This window comes from Streptomyces sp. C36, assembly GCF_040932295.1.
In the GTDB taxonomy this organism is placed as follows: domain Bacteria; phylum Actinomycetota; class Actinomycetes; order Streptomycetales; family Streptomycetaceae; genus Streptomyces; species Streptomyces triculaminicus.
Genome location: NZ_JBFQGI010000002.1, coordinates 932,323 through 953,568, shown reverse-complemented (window position 1 = coordinate 953,568; position 21,246 = coordinate 932,323). Strand labels below are relative to the sequence as shown.

The 21,246-nt window shown below is 72.3% G+C and carries 23 protein-coding genes; 10 read left to right on the top strand and 13 right to left on the bottom strand.

Annotation, left to right across the window (positions count from 1 at the left end):
* Window positions 1-351, bottom strand: a 351-nt coding sequence (locus AB4K12_RS09940; protein ID WP_368433805.1) for an SDR family oxidoreductase, incomplete at its 3' end; no start/stop codon positions are given.
* A gap of 5 nt (window positions 352-356) precedes the next feature.
* Window positions 357-1,076, bottom strand: a complete 720-nt coding sequence (gene fabG, locus AB4K12_RS09935) for a 3-oxoacyl-[acyl-carrier-protein] reductase (protein ID WP_086573878.1) — start codon at window positions 1,074-1,076, stop codon at window positions 357-359.
* 190 nt (window positions 1,077-1,266) lie between these two features.
* Here fabG and AB4K12_RS09930 point away from each other — a divergent pair, with 190 nt between their 5' ends.
* From AB4K12_RS09930 to tyrS, 3 genes are all read left to right on the top strand, one after another.
* Window positions 1,267-2,793, top strand: a complete 1,527-nt coding sequence (locus AB4K12_RS09930; RefSeq protein WP_368433804.1) for a TldD/PmbA family protein — start codon at window positions 1,267-1,269, stop codon at window positions 2,791-2,793.
* Entirely contained in the window at window positions 2,790-4,193 is a 1,404-nt protein-coding gene (locus AB4K12_RS09925) for a metallopeptidase TldD-related protein (protein WP_368433803.1), read from the top strand. Before AB4K12_RS09930 ends, AB4K12_RS09925 begins: the two co-directional genes overlap by 4 nt.
* Window positions 4,194-4,269: 76 nt before the next feature.
* Entirely contained in the window at window positions 4,270-5,673 is a 1,404-nt protein-coding gene (gene tyrS / locus AB4K12_RS09920) for a tyrosine--tRNA ligase (protein WP_368433802.1), read from the top strand.
* Between the two features lie 107 nt (window positions 5,674-5,780).
* Here tyrS and AB4K12_RS09915 read toward each other — a convergent pair whose 3' ends face one another.
* Window positions 5,781-6,059 (bottom strand): GlsB/YeaQ/YmgE family stress response membrane protein, encoded by a 279-nt coding sequence (locus AB4K12_RS09915; RefSeq protein WP_368433801.1) that lies wholly within the window; start codon window positions 6,057-6,059, stop codon window positions 5,781-5,783.
* A 222-nt stretch (window positions 6,060-6,281) separates the two neighbouring features.
* On the opposite strand from AB4K12_RS09915, the gene AB4K12_RS09910 reads away from it, so the two are divergent.
* On the top strand, window positions 6,282-6,668 hold the full coding sequence (locus tag AB4K12_RS09910) for a DUF3099 domain-containing protein (RefSeq protein ID WP_368433800.1): 387 nt from the start codon (window positions 6,282-6,284) through the stop codon (window positions 6,666-6,668).
* A gap of 204 nt (window positions 6,669-6,872) precedes the next feature.
* The gene (locus AB4K12_RS09905; protein ID WP_362263284.1) at window positions 6,873-7,094 is read left to right on the top strand and encodes a hypothetical protein; all 222 of its coding nucleotides are present in this window, start codon (window positions 6,873-6,875) and stop codon (window positions 7,092-7,094) included.
* 88 nt (window positions 7,095-7,182) lie between these two features.
* Here the strand turns inward: AB4K12_RS09905 and moaA are convergent, their stop codons facing one another.
* The 3 genes from moaA to AB4K12_RS09890 all read right to left on the bottom strand — a co-directional run bounded on the left by moaA (window position 7,183) and on the right by AB4K12_RS09890 (window position 10,305).
* A complete protein-coding gene (gene moaA / locus AB4K12_RS09900; RefSeq protein ID WP_368433799.1) occupies window positions 7,183-8,172 on the bottom strand; it encodes a GTP 3',8-cyclase MoaA in 990 nt (329 codons plus the stop codon).
* 115 nt (window positions 8,173-8,287) lie between these two features.
* Entirely contained in the window at window positions 8,288-9,937 is a 1,650-nt protein-coding gene (locus AB4K12_RS09895) for a cation acetate symporter (RefSeq protein ID WP_368433798.1), read from the bottom strand.
* Complete coding sequence (locus AB4K12_RS09890; protein WP_368433861.1) at window positions 9,934-10,305, bottom strand: DUF485 domain-containing protein; 372 nt, start codon at window positions 10,303-10,305, stop codon at window positions 9,934-9,936. The genes AB4K12_RS09895 and AB4K12_RS09890 overlap by 4 nt, the downstream gene beginning before the upstream one ends.
* A gap of 614 nt (window positions 10,306-10,919) precedes the next feature.
* Here AB4K12_RS09890 and AB4K12_RS09885 point away from each other — a divergent pair.
* A complete protein-coding gene (locus tag AB4K12_RS09885; RefSeq protein WP_368433797.1) occupies window positions 10,920-12,473 on the top strand; it encodes a S8 family serine peptidase in 1,554 nt (517 codons plus the stop codon).
* Here AB4K12_RS09885 and AB4K12_RS09880 read toward each other — a convergent pair.
* Window positions 12,434-13,144 carry a lysoplasmalogenase gene (locus AB4K12_RS09880; RefSeq protein WP_368433860.1) on the bottom strand — a complete coding sequence of 237 codons (711 nt, stop codon included), beginning with the start codon at window positions 13,142-13,144 and terminating at the stop codon, window positions 12,434-12,436. The genes AB4K12_RS09885 and AB4K12_RS09880 overlap by 40 nt on opposite strands.
* Before the next feature lie 47 nt (window positions 13,145-13,191).
* Complete coding sequence (locus AB4K12_RS09875) at window positions 13,192-14,088, bottom strand: sterol desaturase family protein (RefSeq protein WP_368433796.1); 897 nt, start codon at window positions 14,086-14,088, stop codon at window positions 13,192-13,194.
* A 335-nt stretch (window positions 14,089-14,423) separates the two neighbouring features.
* On the opposite strand from AB4K12_RS09875, the gene AB4K12_RS09870 reads away from it, so the two are divergent.
* The 4 genes from AB4K12_RS09870 (at window position 14,424) to AB4K12_RS09855 (ending at window position 18,937) form a co-directional block, all read left to right on the top strand.
* The gene (locus AB4K12_RS09870; protein WP_086567414.1) at window positions 14,424-15,419 is read left to right on the top strand and encodes a DEDDh family exonuclease; all 996 of its coding nucleotides are present in this window, start codon (window positions 14,424-14,426) and stop codon (window positions 15,417-15,419) included.
* A gap of 65 nt (window positions 15,420-15,484) precedes the next feature.
* On the top strand, window positions 15,485-16,351 hold the full coding sequence (locus tag AB4K12_RS09865) for an SURF1 family protein (RefSeq protein WP_368433795.1): 867 nt from the start codon (window positions 15,485-15,487) through the stop codon (window positions 16,349-16,351).
* Window positions 16,352-16,380: 29 nt separating this feature from the next.
* Complete coding sequence (locus AB4K12_RS09860; RefSeq protein ID WP_368433794.1) at window positions 16,381-18,177, top strand: glycoside hydrolase family 15 protein; 1,797 nt, start codon at window positions 16,381-16,383, stop codon at window positions 18,175-18,177.
* Between the two features lie 4 nt (window positions 18,178-18,181).
* A complete protein-coding gene (locus AB4K12_RS09855; protein ID WP_368433793.1) occupies window positions 18,182-18,937 on the top strand; it encodes an SDR family oxidoreductase in 756 nt (251 codons plus the stop codon).
* 26 nt (window positions 18,938-18,963) lie between these two features.
* Here the strand turns inward: AB4K12_RS09855 and amaP are convergent, their stop codons facing one another.
* The 5 genes from amaP to AB4K12_RS09830 are packed head-to-tail and all read right to left on the bottom strand — an operon-like array spanning window position 18,964 to window position 21,220.
* On the bottom strand, window positions 18,964-19,560 hold the full coding sequence (gene amaP / locus AB4K12_RS09850; protein ID WP_368433792.1) for an alkaline shock response membrane anchor protein AmaP: 597 nt from the start codon (window positions 19,558-19,560) through the stop codon (window positions 18,964-18,966).
* Window positions 19,561-19,567: 7 nt separating this feature from the next.
* Window positions 19,568-20,185, bottom strand: coding sequence for a DUF6286 domain-containing protein (locus tag AB4K12_RS09845; protein WP_368433791.1), 618 nt, complete (start codon window positions 20,183-20,185; stop codon window positions 19,568-19,570).
* Entirely contained in the window at window positions 20,182-20,535 is a 354-nt protein-coding gene (locus AB4K12_RS09840; protein WP_368433790.1) for an Asp23/Gls24 family envelope stress response protein, read from the bottom strand. Before AB4K12_RS09840 ends, AB4K12_RS09845 begins: the two co-directional genes overlap by 4 nt.
* 3 nt (window positions 20,536-20,538) lie before the next feature.
* Window positions 20,539-20,724 (bottom strand): hypothetical protein, encoded by a 186-nt coding sequence (locus tag AB4K12_RS09835; protein WP_368433789.1) that lies wholly within the window; start codon window positions 20,722-20,724, stop codon window positions 20,539-20,541.
* A gap of 28 nt (window positions 20,725-20,752) precedes the next feature.
* Window positions 20,753-21,220 (bottom strand): Asp23/Gls24 family envelope stress response protein, encoded by a 468-nt coding sequence (locus AB4K12_RS09830; RefSeq protein WP_368433788.1) that lies wholly within the window; start codon window positions 21,218-21,220, stop codon window positions 20,753-20,755.
* Between the last annotated feature and the right edge of the window lie 26 nt (window positions 21,221-21,246).

Genomic DNA, 21,246 nt, shown 5'->3' with positions numbered 1-21,246 from the left:
GACGGCCGTCGAGACGTCCTCCCAGCTGCCCTCGAGGAAGTTGAAGGCGCCCTGCGGGCCGAAGGCGATGGAGTGCACGACGCCGTCGAGGGGCACGTCGTCGCCGATGTGCTCGCGGACCTTGTCGGCCAGGCCGTCGAGGTGCTCCTGGTTGGTGACGTCCAGCTCGATGACCGGGGCCGGCTTGGGCAGCCGCTTGGCGATGCGCTCGACCAGGGAAAGGCGGCCGAAGCCGGTCAGGATGACCTCGGCGCCCTCGTTCTGGGCGACCTTGGCGGCCTGGAAGGCGATCGAGGACTCAGTGAGGACACCCGTGACGAGGATGCGCTTGCCTGCGAGGATTCCACTCATGTCGGTCAGTGACCCATGCCCAATCCGCCGTCGACGGGAACGACGGCTCCGGTGATGTATGCGGCGTCCTCGGAGGCGAGGAAGCGGACCGAGGCGGCGATCTCCTCGGGCTGCGCGTAGCGGCCCAGCGGGACGTTGGCGACGATGCCGGCGCGCTGCTCGTCGCTGAGCACGCGGGTCATGTCGGTGTCCACGAAACCGGGCGCCACGACGTTGACGGTGATGTTGCGGGAGCCCAGCTCACGGGAGAGCGAGCGGGCGAAGCCGACCAGTCCGGCCTTGGAGGCGGCGTAGTTCGCCTGGCCCGCCGAGCCCATCAGGCCCACGACGGACGAGATCAGCACGACGCGGCCCTTGCGGGCGCGCAGCATGCCCTTCGAGGCACGCTTGACCACGCGGAACGTGCCGGTCAGGTTGGTCTCCACCACGGAGGTGAAGTCCTCCTCGGACATGCGCAGCAGCAGCTGGTCGCGGGTGACGCCGGCGTTGGCCACCAGCACCTCGACCGCGCCCTGCTTCTCCTCGATCTCCTTGTAGGCCTGCTCGACCTGCTCCGGGTCGGTGATGTCGCACTTGACGGCGAGGCACCCCAGGTCCAGGAGCTCGGTGGGCGGCTCCCCCGAGCGGTAGGTGAAGGCGACCTTGTCCCCCGCATCGGCGAAGGCGCGCGCGATGGCGAGGCCGATGCCCCGGTTTCCTCCGGTGACGAGAACCGAGCGGCTCACAGGATCACCCTTCCGTTTACGTATCCATAGGTAGTGCTGGACTACACCGAACGTATCGGTAGACGTCACCAAAGCGGCAATCGACCTGCGACAGGGGGGACCGGCGGTCACTGTTGGATCTCTACAGAACCGCGGTCCGGCGGTCACGGCCATGGTTCACTTCCGTCACATACGAGAAGGAGAGTGGACCGTGCCGCATGAGATCGATCCGTCATTCCTGGCGCTGCCGCTGCGGCCGCTGGCAGACGCCGCTCTCGCGCGCGCCCGCGCGTTGGGGGCCTCGCACGCGGAGTTCCGCTTCGAGCGGGTGCGCAGCGCGTCGTGGCGGCTGCGGGACGCCCGTCCGGCGGGTTCGTCGGACGACACCGACCTGGGCTATGCGGTGCGTGTGGTGCACGAGGGCTCGTGGGGGTTCGCGGCGGGCGTCGATCTGTCCATGGACGCCGCGGCCCGGGTGGCCTCGCAGGCGGTGGCCATGGCCAAGCTGTCGGCCAAGGTGATCGCGGCCGCCGGGTCCGACGAGCGGGTGGAGCTGGCGGACGAGCCGGTGCACGCGGAGCGCACCTGGGTCTCCTCCTATGACATCGATCCCTTCCGGGTGCCGGACTCCGAGAAGACCGGGCTGCTCACCCAGTGGAGCGAGCGGCTGCTGGCGGCGGACGGGGTGGACCACGCGGACGCCACCCTGACGACCGTGCACGAGAACAAGTTCTACGCGGACACGGCCGGCACGACCACCACCCAGCAGCGTGTGCGGCTGCACCCGCAGCTGACCGCGGTGGCCGTGGACCCGGCCACCGGCGACTTCGACTCGATGCGCACCCTCGCCCCGCCCACGGGGCGCGGCTGGGAGTACATGACCGGCGCGGGCGGCTGGGACTGGGACGCCGAACTGGCGGAGATGCCGGAGCTGCTGGCCGAGAAGATGCGGGCGCCGAGCGTCGAGGCGGGCACGTACGACCTGGTGGTCGACCCGTCCAACCTGTGGCTGACGATCCACGAGTCCATCGGGCACGCCACCGAGCTGGACCGGGCGCTCGGCTACGAGGCCGCCTACGCCGGCACCTCCTTCGCCACCCCCGACCTGCTGGGCACGCTGCAGTACGGCTCCCCCATCATGAACGTCACCGGCGACCGCACCGCCGAGCACGGCCTGGCGACGATCGGGTACGACGACGAGGGCGTGTCCGCCCAGTCGTGGGACCTGATCAGGGACGGCGTCCTGGTGGGCTATCAGACGGACCGCCGCATCGCCCGGCTGACCGGACAGGGCCGGTCCAACGGCTGCGCGTACGCCGACTCGCCCTCGCACGTGCCGGTGCAGCGGATGGCCAACGTCTCGCTGCGGCCTGCGGCGGACGGGCCGTCGACCGAGGAGCTCGTCTCCGGCGTGAAGAACGGCATCTACGTCGTGGGCGACCGCTCGTGGTCCATCGACATGCAGCGGTACAACTTTCAATTTACGGGTCAGCGCTTCTTCAGGATCAGGAACGGCCGGCTGGCCGGGCAGCTGCGCGATGTGGCCTACCAGGCGACGACGACGGACTTCTGGGGCTCCATGAAGGCCGTGGGCGGCCCGCGGACGTATGTCCTGGGTGGTGCCTTCAACTGCGGCAAGGCTCAGCCGGGGCAGGTCGCGGCGGTCTCGCACGGCTGCCCCTCGGCCCTCTTCGAGGGCGTCAACATCTTGAACACGACTCAGGAGGCCGGTCAGTGAGCCCGCGCAACACCAAGCCCCACGAGATCGTCGAGCGCGTCCTGGAGCTCTCGCGTGCCGACGGCTGCGTCGTGATCGCTCGCGAGGAGTCCACCGCCAATCTGCGCTGGGCCGCCAACGCGCTGACCACCAACGGCGTCACCCGCGGCCGGAGCGTCACCGTCGTGGCGACCGTGGACGGGGCCGAGGGCACGGCGTCCGGCGTGGTCTCCCGGACCGCCGTCACCATGGACGAGCTGGAGCCGCTGGTCCGGGCGGCGGAGGCGGCGGCCCGCGAGGCGGGGCCCGCGGAGGACGCCCAGCCGCTGGTGACGGGCGTGCCGCACTCCCCCGGCTTCACCGACGCGCCCGCCGAGACCTCCTCGGCCGTCTTCGACGCCTTCGCGCCGGCCCTCGGCGAGGCCTTCGCCCGGGCCCGTTCCCAGGGCCGGGAGCTGTACGGCTTCGCCCGCCACGAGACGGAGTCCGCCTACCTGGGCACCTCGGCGGGTCTGCGGCTGCGCCACGACCAGCCCACCGGCGCCCTGGAGATGAACGCCAAGACACCGGACCGCACCCGCTCGGCGTGGGCGGGGCGGGCCACCCGGGACTTCACCGACGTGGACCCCGGCGCGCTGGACGCCGAGCTCGCCGAGCGGCTCGCGTGGGCGGCCCGCAGGCTCGAGCTGCCCGCCGGGCGCTACGAGACGCTGCTGCCCCCGACGGCCGTGGCGGACCTGCTGGTGTACCAGCAGTGGTCGGCCACGGCGCGGGACGCGGCCGAGGGCCGCACGGTCTTCTCCCGGGCCGGCGGCGGCACCCGGATCGGCGAGAAGCTCTCGGGCCTGCCGCTGTCGCTGCGCAGCGACCCGCACGCGCCGGGCCTGGAGTGCGCGCCGTTCGTGCTCGCGGGCAGCTCGGGCGACGACGCGTCGGTCTTCGACAACGGCCTGCCGATCGCCGCCACCGAGTGGATCCGCGAGGGCGTGCTCGAGCACCTGCTGACCACGCGGCACAGCGCGGGGCTGACGGGCCTGCCGATGACCCCGTACACCGACAACCTGATCCTGGACGGCGGCGGAAGCCGGTCGCTGGAGGAGATGGTCGCCGCGAGCGGCCACGACGGGCCGGCCCTGCTGCTGACGTGCCTGTGGTACATCCGCGAGGTGGACCCGGCGTCGCTGCTGCTGACCGGGCTGACCCGGGACGGGGTGTACCTGGTGGAGAAGGGGGAGGTCGTCGGCGAGGTGAACAACTTCCGCTTCAACGAGTCCCCGGTCTCGCTGCTCTCCCGGGCCACCGAGGCGGGCCGCACCGAGCCGACGCTGCCGCGCGAGTGGGGGGACTACTTCACCCGGGCGGCCATGCCGGCCCTGCGGATCCCCGACTTCAACATGAGCTCGGTCAGCCGGGGCGTGTGACCGGCGCGGAAGGAACCCCGCCGAGCAAATAGACTCGACCTGTCCTTTGTCCGACAACCACTACAGGAACGCCACGATGACACGCCTCGGCGACTCCGTCGCGCGCGCCAGCGCCCTGCTGGCGCAGGACCTCTCCACCGACTCCACCGTGGAGCAGCTGCTCACGGAGACGAAGGCGAGGCGCTATCTGGACCTGACGGATCTGTCGGCGAAGGACCAGGCCGAGCTCATCGCCTCCCGTACGGTCGAGGTGCTGCCCGGTGTGGCCAAGCTGGCCGAGCGGATCGAGCTGCGCCGGGCCGAGGGCAAGGGCCTGGCCATCAAGCTGGGCATCGACCCCACGGCCGCCGACGTCCACCTCGGCCACGCGGTGCCGGTGATCATCCTCAGCCGCTTCCAGCGGATGGGCCATGACGTCACCCTGCTAATCGGCGACTTCACCGCCAAGATCGGTGACCCGACGGGCCGGACGGCGGAGCGTCCGCCGCTGACCGACCAGGACATCGCCGCCAACCTCGCGGGCTACCGCGAGCAGGTGCGGCCGTTCTTCGACTTCGAGAAGGTCTCGTTCGTCCAGAACAGCGAGTGGCTGGCCCCGTACACCTTCCCGGAGCTGCTCGGCCTGCTCTCCCAGGTGCCGGTCTCGCAGCTGCTGCAGCGCGAGGACTTCCGCACCCGCCTGGCGTCCGGCTCGGGCCTGACGATGTCGGAGCTGCTCTACCCGATCGCGCAGGGCCTGGACTCGGTGGCGCTGAACTGCGACGTCGAGCTGGGCGGCGCGGACCAGCTGCTGAACCTGCAGATGGGCCGCAAGCTGATGGAGCTGAAGGGCCAGAAGCCGCAGCTCGTCGTCACCATGCCGCTGATCGAGGGCACGGACGGCACCGGCGCGAAGATGTCCAAGTCCAAGGGCAACTACGTGGGGCTGACCGCGCCCGCCGACGATGTCTTCGGCAAGATCATGTCGGTGCCGGACCGGCTGATGGAGCCGTACCTCAAGGCCTGGACGGAGTGGACGGACGCGGAGATCGCGCTCGTCCTCTCCCGCGTCGAGGAGAAGTCGCTGCACCCGATGGACCTGAAGAAGGTCCTGGCGGGCGAGGTCGTGGCCGCGCTGTACGGCCTGGAGGCGGCGATGGCGGCGCGTGCGGGGTTCATCGCGCAGTTCTCGAAGAAGAGCTTCACCGACGTCGAGACGCCGGTGGTGGACCTGGCCGAGCACGGCGAGGAGCCGGCCACTGCCGTGCTCAGCAAGGTGCTGGGCTTCCAGCCGAGCGCCTCGGCCGCACGCCGGGTCGCCAAGCAGAACGGTCTGCGGCTGGTCCTGGAGGCCGACGGAGCTCAGGAGGCCGTGGTGCTGGCGGAGGCCGACGCCATCCGGCCGCTGGGCGAGGTGGCCCGTGAGCTGCTGGCCGGTCGCGCGGTGAGCGGGGTCTACCTCAAGGCCGGCCGCAAGATCGCGGAGCTGCGCGGGCTGTAGTCCCCCGCCGTTCCGCCGGAATCCTTCCGCCGGAACTCCGAGGCGGCCGGTGCGCGACGCGCGCACCGGCCGCCTCGTTTCGCGACCGCCTCATGGCATGGCGTGGGTCAGCCGACGCGATGCTTCCCGCCCCGGGTGCCCACCCACAGCCGGTTGCCGAGGGCGACGAAGATGATCGCGCCGATGAGCTGCAGCGCGTGCCGGATCCAGTCGATGCCCTTGGTGTGCTCGACGCCCAGCGCGCCGGCGGCCCAGTTGCCGAGCAGGCTGCCGGCCAGGCCGCAGAGGAGCGTGAGCCAGAGCGGGATCTGCTGCTTGCCCGGGATGATCGCCTTGGCGATCAGGCCCAGGACCAGGCCGACGATGATTGCCCACAGCCAGTCCATGCCACCTCCTCGTTCCGGGCGATGTGGCGTGCTCCGCCATTGTGGGTCGGCCGCTCCTACGGCGCACGCCGGAGTCGTCCGTACGCCGTGAGCGCACGTCGGGCGCCTGCGGGTAAGCCACCGGGTGGACGACCCGGTCTCGTCCGGGGACCGGGCGCGGCGTAACGTGGGATGCGTAGAAGCCCGAGGGGCGTCGGCGCGGCAGTCGGGTGGTGGAACGTGATGCGGAAGCTGGGCGGTAACGAGGTCTTCCGGATCACCGGAGCCCGTCAGGGCCTGGCGGAGGACGTCCGCGGGCGGCAGCGACGCTATGTGATCTCCATGGGCATCCGCACGCTCTCGGTGGTGCTGACCGTGGTCCTGTGGAACATCGAGCGCTACGTGGCGGTGGGCACCCTGATCCTGGGCGCGGCGCTGCCGTACGTGGCCGTCGTGATAGCCAACGCGGGCCGGGAGAACGCCCCTTCGTTGCCGGGTACGTTCGTTCCGGCGCCCACCAGGCCGGTGCTGACGGCGGGCTCCGCGGCGAGCTCTCAGGCGGGCGGGGCGGAATCCGTCCCGGAAGCCGATCGCTCCCCCGCACCTGATCAAGGACCCGACAAGCAGTGAGCCTCCGCTTCCGGGCGGATGCCTCAAGAGCGGTGTGACAAGCTCAAGAAAACCTCAGATCAATCATGTGGATCGGTGCCCCCGGCCGGGCCCCCCGTGACATACTTCGTAGGCGCTCCGCATCCCCCGTCGGAGCGACAGACCGACGCCGGGCGGCTCCCCCCGTGGCTGCCCGGCGTCGCCGTGTCCACGTAAGGTTACGGCGTGAACTCCCCCGAAACCGCCGTGATCTGCTCCGCCAAGGGCTGCCGTGCCGCAGCGGTGTGGGTGCTCGCGTGGAACAACCCCAAGCTGCACACGCCCGAGCGCCGCAAGACGTGGCTCGCGTGCGACGAACACCGTGAGCACCTGTCCAACTTCCTGGCGCTGCGCGGTTTCCTCAAGGACGTGGTGACGCTCGAGGAGTGGGAGAGCCGCAGCGGCTGACGGCCGGTGCGTGGCCCGCGGACCTCAGTAGCCGATCGCCGATACGGGCCTCAGCCGCGTGTCCCCGACGGCCTGTCCCCGATGGGGCTCAGCCGCCGATCGCCGACATGGGCCGGCTCGGCTGGAGGAAGGCGGGGTCGTCCAGGCCCGAGCCGGCCTTCTTGCCCCACATGGCCGTCCGCCACAGGTCCGCGATCTCCTGATCCGGCGCCCCCGCGCGGAGCGCGCCGCGCAGGTCGGACTCCTCGCGGGCGAAGAGGCAGGTGCGCACCTGGCCGTCCGCCGTCAGCCGGGTGCGGTCGCACGCCCCGCAGAAGGGCCGGGTGACCGAGCCGATGACGCCGACGCGCCCGGGGCCGCCGTCGACGAGCCAGCGCTCGGCGGGGGCGGAGCCGCGGGCGGCGTCGTCCTCGGGGGTGAGGGTGAAGCGGGTGCGCAGGCTCGCCAGGATCTCGTCGGCGGTGATCATGCCGTCGCGCGTCCAGCCGTGCTGGGCGTCGAGCGGCATCTGCTCGATGAAGCGCAGTTCGTAGTCGTTCTCCAGCGCCCAGGCGAGCAGGTCCGGCGCCTCGTCGTCGTTGTGGCCGGGCATCAGCACGGCGTTGACCTTCACGGGGCTCAGCCCGGCGGCGTGGGCGGCGGCGAGGCCGTCGAGGACGTCCTGGTGGCGCCTGCGGCGGGTGAGGGTGGCGAAGACGTCGGGGCGCAGGGTGTCGAGGGAGACGTTGACCCGGTCCAGGCCCGCGGCCTTGAGGGCGCCGGCGGTGCGGGCCAGGCCGATGCCGTTGGTGGTCAGTGACAGCCGGGGGCGGGGGGCGAGGGCGGCGCAGCGCTCGACGATGGAGACCAGGCCGGGGCGCAGCAGGGGTTCCCCGCCGGTGAAGCGGACCTCGGTGACGCCGAGGGAGGTGACCGCGACGGAGACGAGGCGGACGATCTCGTCGTCGGTGAGCAGGTCGGGCTTGGCGAGCCAGGCGAGGCCCTCTTCGGGCATGCAGTAGGTGCAGCGGAGGTTGCACCGGTCGGTCAGGGAGACGCGCAGGTCCGTGGCGACGCGCCCGTAGGTGTCGATGAGCACGGTGTGGGCCCCTCCCGCGGACTGGAACAGTCGTTCAATAACTCCGCAGCGTACGCGATCGCCCGAACCTTCAACACTTCGTTGAAGGCCCGGGCGACGGATCGTCCGCGAGGGGTCAGTGCGCCCCGTAGCCGGTGAGGGAGCGGACCTCGAGTTCGGCGTACTTGCGCTCCTGATCCGGCGCGGGACGGGACAGCAGCGACCCGGCCCAGCCGAGCAGGAAGCCCAGCGGGATGGAGACCAGCCCGGGGTTGCCGAGCGGGAAGTAGTCGAAGGCCAGGCCCGGGAAGAGCGCCTTGGGGTTGCCGGAGACCACGGGAGAGAGGATCACGAGGGTGACCGAGGAGATCAGCCCGCCGTAGATCGACCACAGCGCGCCCTGGGTGGTGAAGCGCTTCCAGAAGAGGCTGTAGAGGATCGTGGGGAGGTTGGCCGAGGCCGCGACGGCGAAGGCGAGGGCCACCAGGGCGGCGGCGTTGAGCCGGTGGGCGAAGATGCCCAGCGCGATGGAGATCGCGCCGATGACGATCGCGGCGATCTTGGCGGTGAGGATCTCCTCCTTCTCGCTCGTCTTCCCGCGCCGGATGACGTTGGCCCACAGGTCGTGGGCGAAGGACGCGGAGGAGGCGAGGGTCAGGCCCGCGACCACGGCGAGGATGGTGGCGAAGGCGACGGCCGAGATCACGGCGAGCAGAATCGCTCCGCCGGTGGATCCGGCGCCGCCGCCGACCTCCTGGGCGAGCAGCGGGGCCGCGGTGTTGCCGGACTCGTTGGAGGCCGTGATCGCCTTGGGCCCGACCAGGGCCGCCGCACCGAAGCCGAGGGCGATGGTCATCAGGTAGAAGGCGCCGATGATGCCGATCGCCCAGTTGACCGACTTACGGGCCGCCTGGGCCGTGGGCACCGTGTAGAAGCGGATCAGGATGTGCGGCAGTCCGGCGGTGCCCAGGACGAGCGCTAGGCCGAGCGAGACGAAGTTGAGCTTGGAGGTGCCGTCCTTGCCGTACTGCAGGCCGGGCTCCAGGAAGGCGCCGCCCTTGCCGCTCGCCTCGGCGGCGCGGCCCAGGAGCGTGGAGAGGTTCCAGTGGAACTTGTTGAGCACCAGCACGGTGATCAGCAGGGTGCCCGCGATGAGCAGCACCGCCTTGACGATCTGCACCCAGGTGGTGCCCTTCATCCCTCCGATGGTCACATAGAGCACCATCACCAGGCCGACCAGGACGATGATCCAGCGCCGTGACCCCTCGCCGGTGGCGCCCAGCAGCAGGGCCACCAAGGCGCCGGCGCCGACCATCTGGGCGAGCAGGTAGAAGATCGAGACGACGATGGTGGAGGTGCCGGCGGCGGTGCGCACGGGCCGCTGGCGGAGGCGGTGGGCGAGCACGTCGGCCATCGTGAAGCGGCCGGAGTTGCGCAGCGGCTCGGCGACGAGCAGCAGCGCCACCAGCCAGGCGACCAGGAAGCCGATGGAGTACAGGAATCCGTCGTACCCGAAGAGGGAGATGGCCCCGGCGATGCCGAGGAAGGACGCGGCGGACATGTAGTCGCCGGAGATGGCCAGGCCGTTCTGGAAACCGGTGAACGAGCGGCCGCCGGCGTAGAAGTCGGTGGCGTCCTTCGTCTGCCGGCCGGCCCAGACCGTGATGCCCAGGGTGATGGCGACGAAGACCGAGAACAGGGTGATGATCAGAGTGCGGTGCTCGCCGGCGCCCCCGGCGGCCAGCGGATGCGCCGTGGCGCTCAGCAAGGTGGTGCTGGTGCTCATTCCCCCGCCTCCATACGGGCCTTGAGGGCCTCGGCCTTCGGATCGATCTTCGCCGCGGCGTGCCGCGCGTACCACCAGGCGATCAGGAAGGTGGTGAGGAACTGCGCCAGCCCGAACACCAACGCGACGTTGATGTTGCCGGCCACCTTGGTGTCCATGAAGCCGCCCGCGTAGTTGGACAGCAGCACGTAGAGCAGGTACCAGGCGATGAACGCCACGGTGAGCGGGAAGGCGAAGGAGCGGTGCGCGCGGCGCAGTTCGCCGAACTCCTCGCTGTTCCGTACGTCCGTGAAGCGGTCGGGCTGTGCGGGGACGGCGGGACGAACGGGCTCGTCCGGGCCCTTGGCTGTGGTCGGTGGGGTGCCCACGGCCTCTTCTGAGTCCACGGTCTCTCCTGACGGGTGAATACGGAGCGCGAGCCGAGCCTGTGACTGGGATCACGCATCGTAGAGCGACACCGCAGTATGCGACAGGGGGCGGTTCACCGAATGTCGCAGCGGCCGCCGCCCCGGGCAAAACCGCCCGCCGCCGCTCTCGTTGACCCTGGTGTGAGCGCTGCCCCACCTCCCGGCCGGTCCCCCGGCGGCCGACGCCCGTTCGGGAGCGTCAGGTTGACGGCGCCGGTACCGGCCGTCGGCACCGGCCGTCCGCCCGCGATCGTGGCGCCGGGCCGCTGGTACGGGCCCCGGGTGCCACTGGCGCCGCTGAGCATCGACACCCTGCGCGGCGGGGGCACTTCGCCCTGGGATTCACCTTGAGATCCGCCTTGAGATTCGCCCTGAAATTTACCCTGAAAGCAGCGTTCCGTGGGGGCCGCAAGACCCCCCAACTGCCCACATCTGGCGCGGAATAATTCCTTCCGATGTGATTTCCGGGTGAATTCATTGCCCAGGGCCATGATCGGCGCTAGCTTCACTCGTCATGTACCCGCCCACGCGCGCCCATGCGCCCGGGCGGACTTCCTGGATGATGTGGAGAACCCATGGCTCAGCTGCGTCCCAGACGCCGGCACGCCCTGCTGGCGGCCCCCGTCGGGCTGGCGCTCACCGCCTCCCTCGGTTTCCTGCCCGGTGCGGCCTCGGCCGCCCCGCAGGACGTCACCGCCGTGCGGGCGGCCACCACCACCGACGGTCCGCTGCTGTCGTACGTGGTCAACACCGCGACCGACCGCGCCACTCTGACCAAGGTGAAGAAGGCCGTCAAGCAGGCCGGCGGCACCGTCGTGGTCTCCTACGACAAGATCGGCGTCGTCGTCGCGCACTCCAAGAACCCGGAGTTCGCCAAGGCCCTGCGCGCGGTCCCCGGCGTGCAGTCCGCCGGCGCCACCCGCACCGCCCCGCTGAAGGCGGCGGCCACCACGCAGTACGGCAAGCCGAAGAAGCTGGACCTCTCCAAGGAGGGCGCCAAGTCGCTGGCCCGCTCCACCGCCACCGGCAAGGAGCCGCTCGAGGGCCTGCAGTGGGACCTGCCCGCCATCGGCGCCGACAAGGCCGCCAAGGTCAACCCGGGCAGCAAGAACGTCACCGTCGCCGTCATCGACACCGGCGTGGACGACACCCACCCCGACCTGGCGCCCAACTTCGCCGCGAACCAGTCCGCCAGCTGCGTCTCCGGCAAGGCCGACACCACGCCCGGCGCGTGGCGTCCCTTCGACCCGAAGACCGACTACCACGGCACGCACGTGGCCGGGACCATCGCCGCGGCCCGCAACGGCGTCGGCGTGGCCGGTGTCGCCCCTGGCGTGAAGGTCTCCGGCATCAAGGTCAGCACGCCCAAGGACAGCTTCTTCTACGCCGAGAGCGTCGTCTGCGCCTTCGTCTTCGCCGCCGACCACGGCGCCGCGGTGACGAACAACAGCTACTACGTCGACCCGTGGCTGTTCAACTGCCCGGACAACCTCGACCAGAAGGCGATAGCCGACGCGGTCGGCCGGGCCGCGCAGTACGCCCAGGGCAAGGGCGTCGTCAACGTCGCCTCCGCGGGCAACGACAACTTCGACCTGGCCGCCGACAAGATCGTCGACACCAGCAGCCCGAACGACACCGGCTCCAAGCCGCCGGCCCGTACGGTCGACCCCAAGGTCTGCCTCGACGTCCCGGCCCAGCTGCCCGGCGTCGTCACCGTCTCGGCCACGGGCGTGAAGTCGGCCAAGTCGTTCTACTCCAACTACGGCCTGAAGGCCGTCGACGTCGCGGCCCCCGGCGGCGACACCATGCAGGTGCCCGACGCCCCGGCCAAGGAGGGTGGCATCCTCTCCACCATGCCGGGCGGCGACTGGGCCTACCTGCAGGGCACGTCCATGGCCGGACCGCACGTGGCGGGCGTGGCGGCGCTGCTGAAGAGCACGCACCCCAAGTCCAGCCCGCAGGAGATCCAGTGGCTCCTGAAGGCCCAGGCCAAGAACCCCGGCTGCCCGACCGCGTCGTACGACCCGGACGGCACCGGTAAGTGGAAGGCCGCCTGCACCGGCAACAAGAACGTCAACAGCTTCTACGGCTACGGCATCGTCGACGCCCTGTCGGCGGTCCAGGACTGACGTCCGCGACGAGCGGCGAAGGGGCCGGGCGGCTTCCGCCCGGCCCCTTTCGTCCGTTCCTCCTCCGTCCGCAGGTGGGTCAGCAGCCCGTGCGCCACCAGGTACTGCGCGGCGATGTACGTGAGCATGATCCAGAACTGGGGCGCCGGCGCCTGCGGCCAGCCGGCCAGGCCGCCGGCGATGAGCGTGTCCGACAGCAGGAACAGCACCCCGCCCGCCGCGGCCCACGGCCCCACCCTCGTCGCGCCCAGCGCCATCACGGTCAGCAGCAGGCTGTAGAGCGCGACCGGCACCCTCAGGTCCGCCTCCAGGCCGGCCCACAGCAGCGCCAGGACGGTGCCCCAGACGGCGGCGTAGGCGGCCGTGAGGCGGTACGTACGGGCCGCGCCGACGCCGTGCCGGGTGAACGCGGCGCCGTGCCGGGCGAACAGCACGAGGTAGCACACGTGCCCGATCGCGAAGGAGCCCATTCCCACCAGGAAGAGGGCCTCCCGGCCGGTCTGCAGCAGGGTGTCGCCCCCGCACCCGAGGAGCAGGCCCACCGCGAGCAGCCGCGGGCCGCCGCGCGCCAGGACGTACGCCGCCAGCAGCGGCATCAGCGCCGGCTTGGTCACGTGCACGGCGGTCGTGGCACCGGCCAGGAGCGCGCCCAGGTGAACGGCCGCCACCACGGCCAGGGCGGCGGCGGTCGCGGCCGGCGCGGCCGCGCGGACCCCTCTCACGCGGCCCGCCCGCTCGTGGCGGCGGCCGCGGCGGCCGGCGCCTCCCCGCGCGGCGGGGAGACCGACGGCGGCTGCCAGCCCGGGCCGCGGAAGATGCGCCCGGCCCGCTCCCGCCAGGTGCGCGCCGCCCTGACGTCGCGGGCGATGGCCGCGTACTCGTGGGTGGCCACGCGCAGTGGGTTGTAGGTGTCGATGTTCTTCGTCAGCCCGTACACCGGTCGCTCGACCTCGGGGACGAACGAGCCGAACATCCGGTCCCAGACGATGAGGATGCCGCCGAAGTTGCGGTCCAGGTAGCCGCCCTGCGAGGCGTGGTGGACGCGGTGGTGGGAGGCGGTGTTCAGGACGTACTCCACGGGCCGGGGCAGTGTGCCGACCCGCTCGGTGTGCACCCAGAACTGGTAGACGAGGTTGACCGACGAGCAGAAGGCCACCGCCGCCGGGTGCACGCCGAGCGCGATCATCGGCACGTAGAACGGCCAGACCGTCAGCGACGTCCACGGCTGGCGCAGGGCCGTCGTCAGGTTGAACCTGCGGCTGGAGTGGTGCACCACGTGGCAGGCCCACAGGACCCTGACGACGTGGTGGCCGCGGTGCGACCAGTAGTAGAAGAAGTCCTGCGCGAGGAGCATCAGCGGCAGCGTCCACCACAGGACGGGCACGCGCAGGGGGGTGAGTTCGTAGACGGCCGTGTAGACCGCCACGATCGGGATCTTCCAGAGCGCGTCGAAGAGGAGGCTGCCCAGCCCCATGCCGATGCTGGTCGCCGCGTCCTTGGCCTCGTAGCCCTCGGAGCGGTCGTCGGGGTGCAGCCGGTAGCTCACCAACTCCAGGGCGGTGAGCAGGATGAAGGCGGGTACGGACCACAACACGACATCGGGAAGGTGCGGCATGGCGGCACCATAAGCGGGCCGACAGGCCTGCCGCTAGGGGTTGTTACCCTCGGGTACCAAAGATCGTTACCCCTGGTTCGGTGGTGACACCACCCACAGCGGTCGCGGGCCCGGGTCCCGGTGACCGCCGGGCCTCGCGGGCGGCCGCGCGCCGTGGACCGGTGTCCACCGTCCGGGTGACAGAGGCCGGGACGCGGCGTGCCGGCACGCGGCGGCGCGGGCCGTCCCGAGGGGGTGCCGTGCGCACGGATCTGGCTTGATCCACCCCGTCCGGATCCGTCCGGTCCCCGGCCGGATTGCGGCGTTGTCAGCGGGGGCCCTTAAGCTCTTGGACCATGCTCGAAGACCGCACCGACGCCGCATCGCCCACCCCGTGGCCGGCCGCGTATCCGCAGGGATACGCGGTCGTCGACGTGGAGACCACCGGGCTCGCCCGGGATGACCGGATAGTGTCGGCCGCCGTCTACCAGCTGGACGCCCGCGGCCGGGTGGAGGACCAGTGGTACACGCTGGTCAATCCCCAGCGCGATCCCGGCCCGGTGTGGATCCACGGGCTGACCTCCGAGGTCCTCGCCGACGCGCCGCTCTTCCCGGAGATCGCCGAGGAGTTCGCCAAGCGCCTGGACGGGCGGGTGCTCGTCGCGCACAACGCCGCCTTCGACTGGTCGATGATCGCCCGTGAGTACGCCCGCGCCCGGGCGACCGCCCCGGTGCGCCAGCGGCTGTGCACCATCGCGCTGTCGAAGGAGCTGCGGCTGCCGCTGCCCAACCACAAGCTGGAGTCGCTCGCCGCGCACTACGGCGTCGTGCAGCAGCGCGCCCACCACGCGCTGGACGACGCCCGGGTGCTGGCCGAGGCGTTCCGGCCGAGCCTGCGGCTGGCGGCGGAGGCGGGGATCCGGCTGCCGCTGCTGGCCTGCCAGCCGCTGACCGAGTGGTCCGACGGGCCGGCGGCCCCGGCCCGCCCGGCCAGGGTCGGATATCAGCCGTCCTACCGGTCCGGGACCTGGCGGCCCAGCCGCAAGCGCCCGGCCTGCCCGTACCCCAACCCGGGGCGCTACGCACCGGGCGGCCAGCTCACACAGGGCATGCGGGTGGCGTTCTCGGGCGACACCTCCGTCGACCGGGAGCTGCTGGAGGACCGGGCGGTCGAGGCGGGGCTGCACGTGGCCACCAGCGTCTCGCGGCTGACCAGCCTGCTGGTCACCAACGATCCGGAGGCGCCCACCTCCAAGACCGCCAAGGCCCGCTCGTTCGGCACGCCGGTGGTCGACGAGGCGGCCTTCATACAGCTGTTGTCCCATGTGACTCCGGCGACAAAAGAGGCATAAGGCGACATAGCCCCCCGGTGGCACCCGGCCGCCGGGGGGCGAACCCCACCAGGTACCGTCAAAGCGTGTACCGCTTCCTGTTGTCCCGGCAGTGGGTGATCACCACACTCGTGGCGCTCGCCCTCATCCCGGCGATGATCCAACTGGGCTTCTGGCAGCTGCATCGCCACGAGCACCGGGTAGCGCGGAACGATCAGATCGCCCGGAGCCTGGCCTCCGATCCCGTGCCCGTGACCGAGCTCACCGGCCCCGGGCGCGCGGTGGCGCGCGACGACGTCTGGCGCACGGTCACCGCGAGCGGTACGTACGACCCCAAGGGCGAGGTCGTGGTGCGGATGCGCACCGACGACGACGGCAACCAGGGCTACTTCGTCCTCACGCCGCTGGTCATGGCGGACGGCCGTGCCGTCCTGGTCAACCGCGGCTGGGTCCCGGCGAACGGCGACCTGACCAAGTTCCCCGACGTGCCCGCCGCCCCGGCCGGCAAGGTCACCGTCACCGGCCGGCTCAGGGCCGACGAGACCACGGCCAGCGGCATCAAGAACACCGCGGGCCTGCCGCCGCGCCAGGTGATGCTCATCAGCAGCGCGCAGCGCGCCGGGGAGCTGCACCGCACCCTGCTCGGCGGCTACGTCGAACTCACCTCCCCCGCCGGAAAGAACCAGCCGCGGCCGCTGTCCGCCCCCGACCACAGCGGCATCGGCCCGCACATGGCCTACGCCGTGCAGTGGTGGCTGTTCTCCGCCTTCGTGCCCGTCGGCTGGTTCATCCTGGTCCGCCGCGAGCGCCGCGACCGCGCCGAGGCGGCGGCAGCAGCCGAGGCGGAGGCGGCGGAGGCCACGGAGGAGGGCGGCGACGGGCGCGCGCCCGAGTCCGGCAGTGCTCCCGAGGACGCCGCCGGCGTCGCCCGGACAGCCTCCGGCCCCGAGTAGCCGCCGCCCGGTCAGGGAAGACGCCCCGCGTGGCACTCATCGAGGACTACGCACTCATCGGCGATCTGCAGACCGGCGCCCTGGTCGGCCGCGACGGTTCCGTCGACTGGCTGTGCCTGCCCCGCTTCGACTCCCCCGCCTGCTTCACCGCGCTCCTGGGCGACGAGGACAACGGCCACTGGCGGCTCGCCCCCGCCGGGGCCGGCGCCTGCACCCGGCGCGCCTACCTCGAGGACTCCCTGGTCCTCGAATCCGTGTGGGAGACCGACGACGGCACCGTCAAGGTCACCGACTTCATGCCCCAGCGCGACCGCGCCCCCGACCTCGTGCGCATCGTCGAGGGCGTCAGCGGCGGCGTGGAGATGCGGAGCGTGCTGCGACTGCGCTTCGACTACGGCGCCATCGTCCCCTGGATACGGCGCAGCGACGGCCACCGCGTCGCCGTCGCCGGGCCCGACTCGGTCTGGCTGCGCAGCGAGCCGCCCGTACGCACCTACGGGGAGGACTTCAGCACCCGCTCCGAGTTCACCGTCGAGGCCGGCGAGACGGTCGCCTTCGTCCTCACCTGGCATCCCTCCCACGAGGCCCGACCCCGGCTCGTCGACCCGCACGAGTCGCTGCGGCACAGCCTGGAGGACTGGCGGGAGTGGGCCGCGCGCTGCCGCTACCGGGGGCCGCACCGGGAGGCCGTGGTCCGCTCGCTGATCACCCTCAAGGCCCTCACCTACGCCCCCACCGGCGGCATCGTCGCCGCCCCCACCACCTCCCTGCCCGAGGAGATCGGCGGCGTCCGCAACTGGGACTACCGCTACTGCTGGCTGCGGGACTCCACCCTCACCCTGAACTCCCTGTTCGCCCTGGGCTACGAGGACGAGGCCGCCGCCTGGCGGGACTGGCTGCTGCGCGCCGTCGCCGGCGACCCCGGCGACCTGCAGACGATGTACGGGCTGGCGGGCGAGCGGCGGCTGCCCGAGCGGGAGCTGTCCTGGCTGCCGGGATACGAGCGGTCCACCCCGGTGCGCACCGGCAACGAGGCGGTCGGCCAGCTGCAGCTCGACGTCTACGGCGAGGTCATCGACTCCCTGTACGCGGCCCGCGGCGGCGGGCTCGGCGGCGGGCGGCCGCACGCCTGGAACATCCAGCGCTGCTTCCTGGACTTCCTCAAGGACCACTGGCGCGAGCCGGACGAGGGCCTGTGGGAGATCCGCGGCCCGCGCCGGCACTTCGTGCACTCCAAGGTCATGGCCTGGGTGGCCGCCGACCGGGCGGTGCGCACCCTGGAGCACGACCCGCGCCTGCCCGGCGACCTCGAGGGCTGGCGGGCGATGCGCGACGAGGTCCACCGCGAGGTCTGCGAGAAGGGCTACGACAAGGAGCGCAACACCTTCACCCAGTACTACGGATCGCGCGACCTGGACGCGGCCACCCTGCTCATCCCCCGCGTGGGCTTCCTGCCGCCCGGCGATCCGCGCGTCGTCGGCACGGTCGACGCGGTGCGGCGGGAGCTGAGGCGCGACGGGTTCATCCGCCGCTACAGCCTGGACGACGCCCCGGACGAGGCGCCCGTGGACGGGCTGCCGGGCGGCGAGGGCGCGTTCCTCGCCTGCTCGTTCTGGCTGGCCGACGCGCTGTGCATGACCGGGCGGGAGAAGGAGGCCCGGGAGCTGTTCGAGCGGCTGCTCGCCGTCCGCAACGACGTCGGCCTGCTCGCCGAGGAGTTCGACCCCCGTGCCGGCCGGCAGCTGGGGAACTTCCCCCAGGCCTTCAGCCACATCGGGCTCGTGGGCACCGCCCTTCTCCTGACCGGCGAGGACACGGCACACTGACCCTATGGATCTTGGACTGAAGGACAGGGCGTACGTGGTGACCGGCGCGAGCCGCGGGCTGGGCTTCGCCACCGCATGTGAGCTGGCGGCCGAAGGCGCGGGCGTCGTCGTCTCCGGGCGGGACGCCGCCGCCGCGGCCGCGGCGGCCGAGAAGATCGGCCCGCGTGCGGTCGGGGTGGGCGCCGACAACGCCGACCCCACGGCGGCCGAGCGCCTCGTCGCCACCGCCCGGGAGCGCTTCGGGCGCTTCGACGGCGTACTGATCAGCGTCGGCGGCCCGCCGCCCGGCTCGGCGGCCGACAACGGCGACGACCAATGGCAGGCGGCCTTCGAGTCCGTCTTCCTCGGCGCGGTCCGCATGGCCCGCACCGCGGCCGCGGAGCTGGGCGAGGGCGGGGTGATCGGCTTCGTGCTGTCGGCGTCGGTCCACGAGCCGATCCCCGGCCTCGCGATCTCCAACGGCCTGCGCCCGGGCCTGGCGGGCTTCGCCAAGTCGCTGTCGGTGGACCTGGGCCCGCGCGGCATCCGCGTGGTCGGGCTGCTGCCCGGCCGCATCAACACCGACCGGCTGCGCGAACTCGACGCGCTCTCCGGCGACCCCGAGGCGACGCGGGCCCGCCGCTCGCAGGCCATCCCGCTCGGCCGCTACGGCAACCCGGAGGAGTTCGGCAGGACGGCGGCGTTCGTCCTGTCCCCGGCGGCGTCGTACCTGACGGGCGTGATGCTGCCCGTCGACGGCGGCGCCCGGCACGGCTTCTAGGGCGTGTCCGATGGGTGGGCGCGCCCTCAGCCCACCCGGCGCGCGGGGTGGCGAACCGCCCGCAGCCGTACCTCCGCCGGCAGGCGGAGCAGGCCCGCGGAGGTACGGGCGTGCCGCAGGACCTCGGCGTCCAGGCGCCGCAGGGCACCGGCGGGCCGGGCGTGCGGGGCGAGGGTGAGGCCGATGCGCGCCCGGGGGGCCGTGCGCCGCCCGGTCAGGGTGATCACGGCGTCGTCCACGCCCTCGAGCGCCGCCGCCTCGGCCGCCAGCGCGTCCTGAAGGGCGTGGCCGCGCACCACGACCGTCTCGCCGTCGCCGCTGTCGACGCCCACCTCGCGCAGCCGGTGCCTGCGCGCCTGGGCGAGCAGCCAGCCCAGGGACAGCGCCACGACGACGCCCAGCGCCGCGATGACCGTGGGCCACCACCAGCCGTGCCGGCCCCATCCCCGCCGGCGTGCGGCGCTCAGTGGCACGTCGTCCGGCCCGGCGAAGGGCCAGGCCGTCGGCAGGGTGACGCCCCAGCGCCGGGGCAGGTCCAGCGCCCCGGCGAGCACGGCGGCGCCGAGCGCCAGCAGCAGCACGCCGGCCAGCCCCAGCAGGATCCGGTTGGCGGTCCTCAGCACCGGGCGTTCACCTCTTCGCGGGGCGGTGGACGTGCACGGACAGCGACGCCTGGCGGGCCAGGCCCAGCTCTCTGACGCCCTCGGCCAGCACGGTGTTCACGTCCGTGCGCACCTCGTCCAGGTCCCGGAAGTGGGACTGGGCGCGGACCCTGACCACCCGGCGGCGGACGTCGACCCGCACGGACCGCACCCCGGCGACCTCCATGGCCCGGTCCCGCAGTACCAGCGCGGCCGCCGCCCGGTCGAGCCCGGCGCGTACGTCCGGGGAGATGCGGCGCATCGGCAGCACCCGGCGCAGGCCCGGGGTGGCGGCCAGCACGATCAGCCAGAGGCCGAGCAGGACCGCCAGGGCCGCGCCGCCGGCGATCAAGGGGTCGTCGAGGTGGCGGGTGGCGAGGGCGTGGGCCAGGTGGCGGCGCCAGCCCATGGCCGGGTGGCCGGACCGTACGGAGACGATGTCGTAGAGGAGGACCCCGGCGGCGCCCAGCACGGCGGCCGCCACCAGTGCGGCGGGCAGCCGACGGGCCGACCAGAAGCGGTGTGCCCCGCCGTCGTGCACAGGGCCGTCGTGCACGGGGCCGTCGTCGGGGCCGGGGCTCTTCTGCGGTGGTGCGGGATCGCTCATCGCACCCGCTCCCCGCCCGAGCGTTCGCCGTGCGCGGAGTGCAGCCGCTCCACCGTGATCACCACCTCCGGGACCTCCATGCCCGCCAGTGTCCTGACGCGTTCGGTGATCCGCTGCCGTACCGCACGGCAGCGGGCGCCGATGTCCGCCGGATAGCCGAGCTCCACCGAGACTCTTACCCGTGCGGAGCCGTCGTGCACGGAGACCGAGGTGCGCGGGGGCTCGTGGCCGTCCGGCGTGGGTGCGCCGAGCGCCTCCCGCGCCGCCTGCATGGCGATCTTGGCGACGACCTGGTCGGCGATACGGGTCGCGCCGCGCACGGCGGGCTCCACCACCTCTCGTGCCTCCACGCGCTACCTCCCGCTCCCGTCGCGCGGGCGGAAGAAGTCGCCGAGCTCGAGGTCCCCGTCGAGGAACCGGCCCGCCACGAAGCCTATGGCGCCCAGCGCCGCCACCAGCAGGAAGGCCCCGAACCCGCCGAAGTACCCGGCGAACGCCAGGCCCATACCGGCGATCATCCCGGTCGTGGCCATACTCATCGTGCGCTCCTCACCCGGCCCGTCCGGCCTACTGGATCCTCGGCTCCGGCTCTTCCTCTTCCTCGTCCGGCAACTTCACGTCGGTCACGGCGATGTTGACCTCGACGACCTCCAGGCCCGTCATGCGCTCCACGGCCTCGATGACATTCACCCGCACGGCGCGGGCGACCTCGGTGATCGCCACGCCGTAGTCCACGACGATCTCCAGGTCCAGGGCCGTCTGGACCTCGCCGACCTCGGCCTTCACTCCCCGGCTGGGGGATTTGCCGCCGCCGGGGACGCGGTCGCGCACGGCCCCGAAGGTGCGGGCGAGCCCGCCGCCCATGGCATGGACGCCGAGCACCTCCCGGGCGGCCAGGCCCGCGATCTTCTCCACCACGCCGTCGGCGATGGTGGTGCGGCCGCGGTCCGCGGGGGCGACCGGCGGCTGCTTGCCGTGGCCGCCGCTCGGGCCGCTCTTTCCGGTCTGGGGATTCGGGCTCACGGTGTCCGCCATCGTCGGCCGCCTTTCTTCCGGTCCTC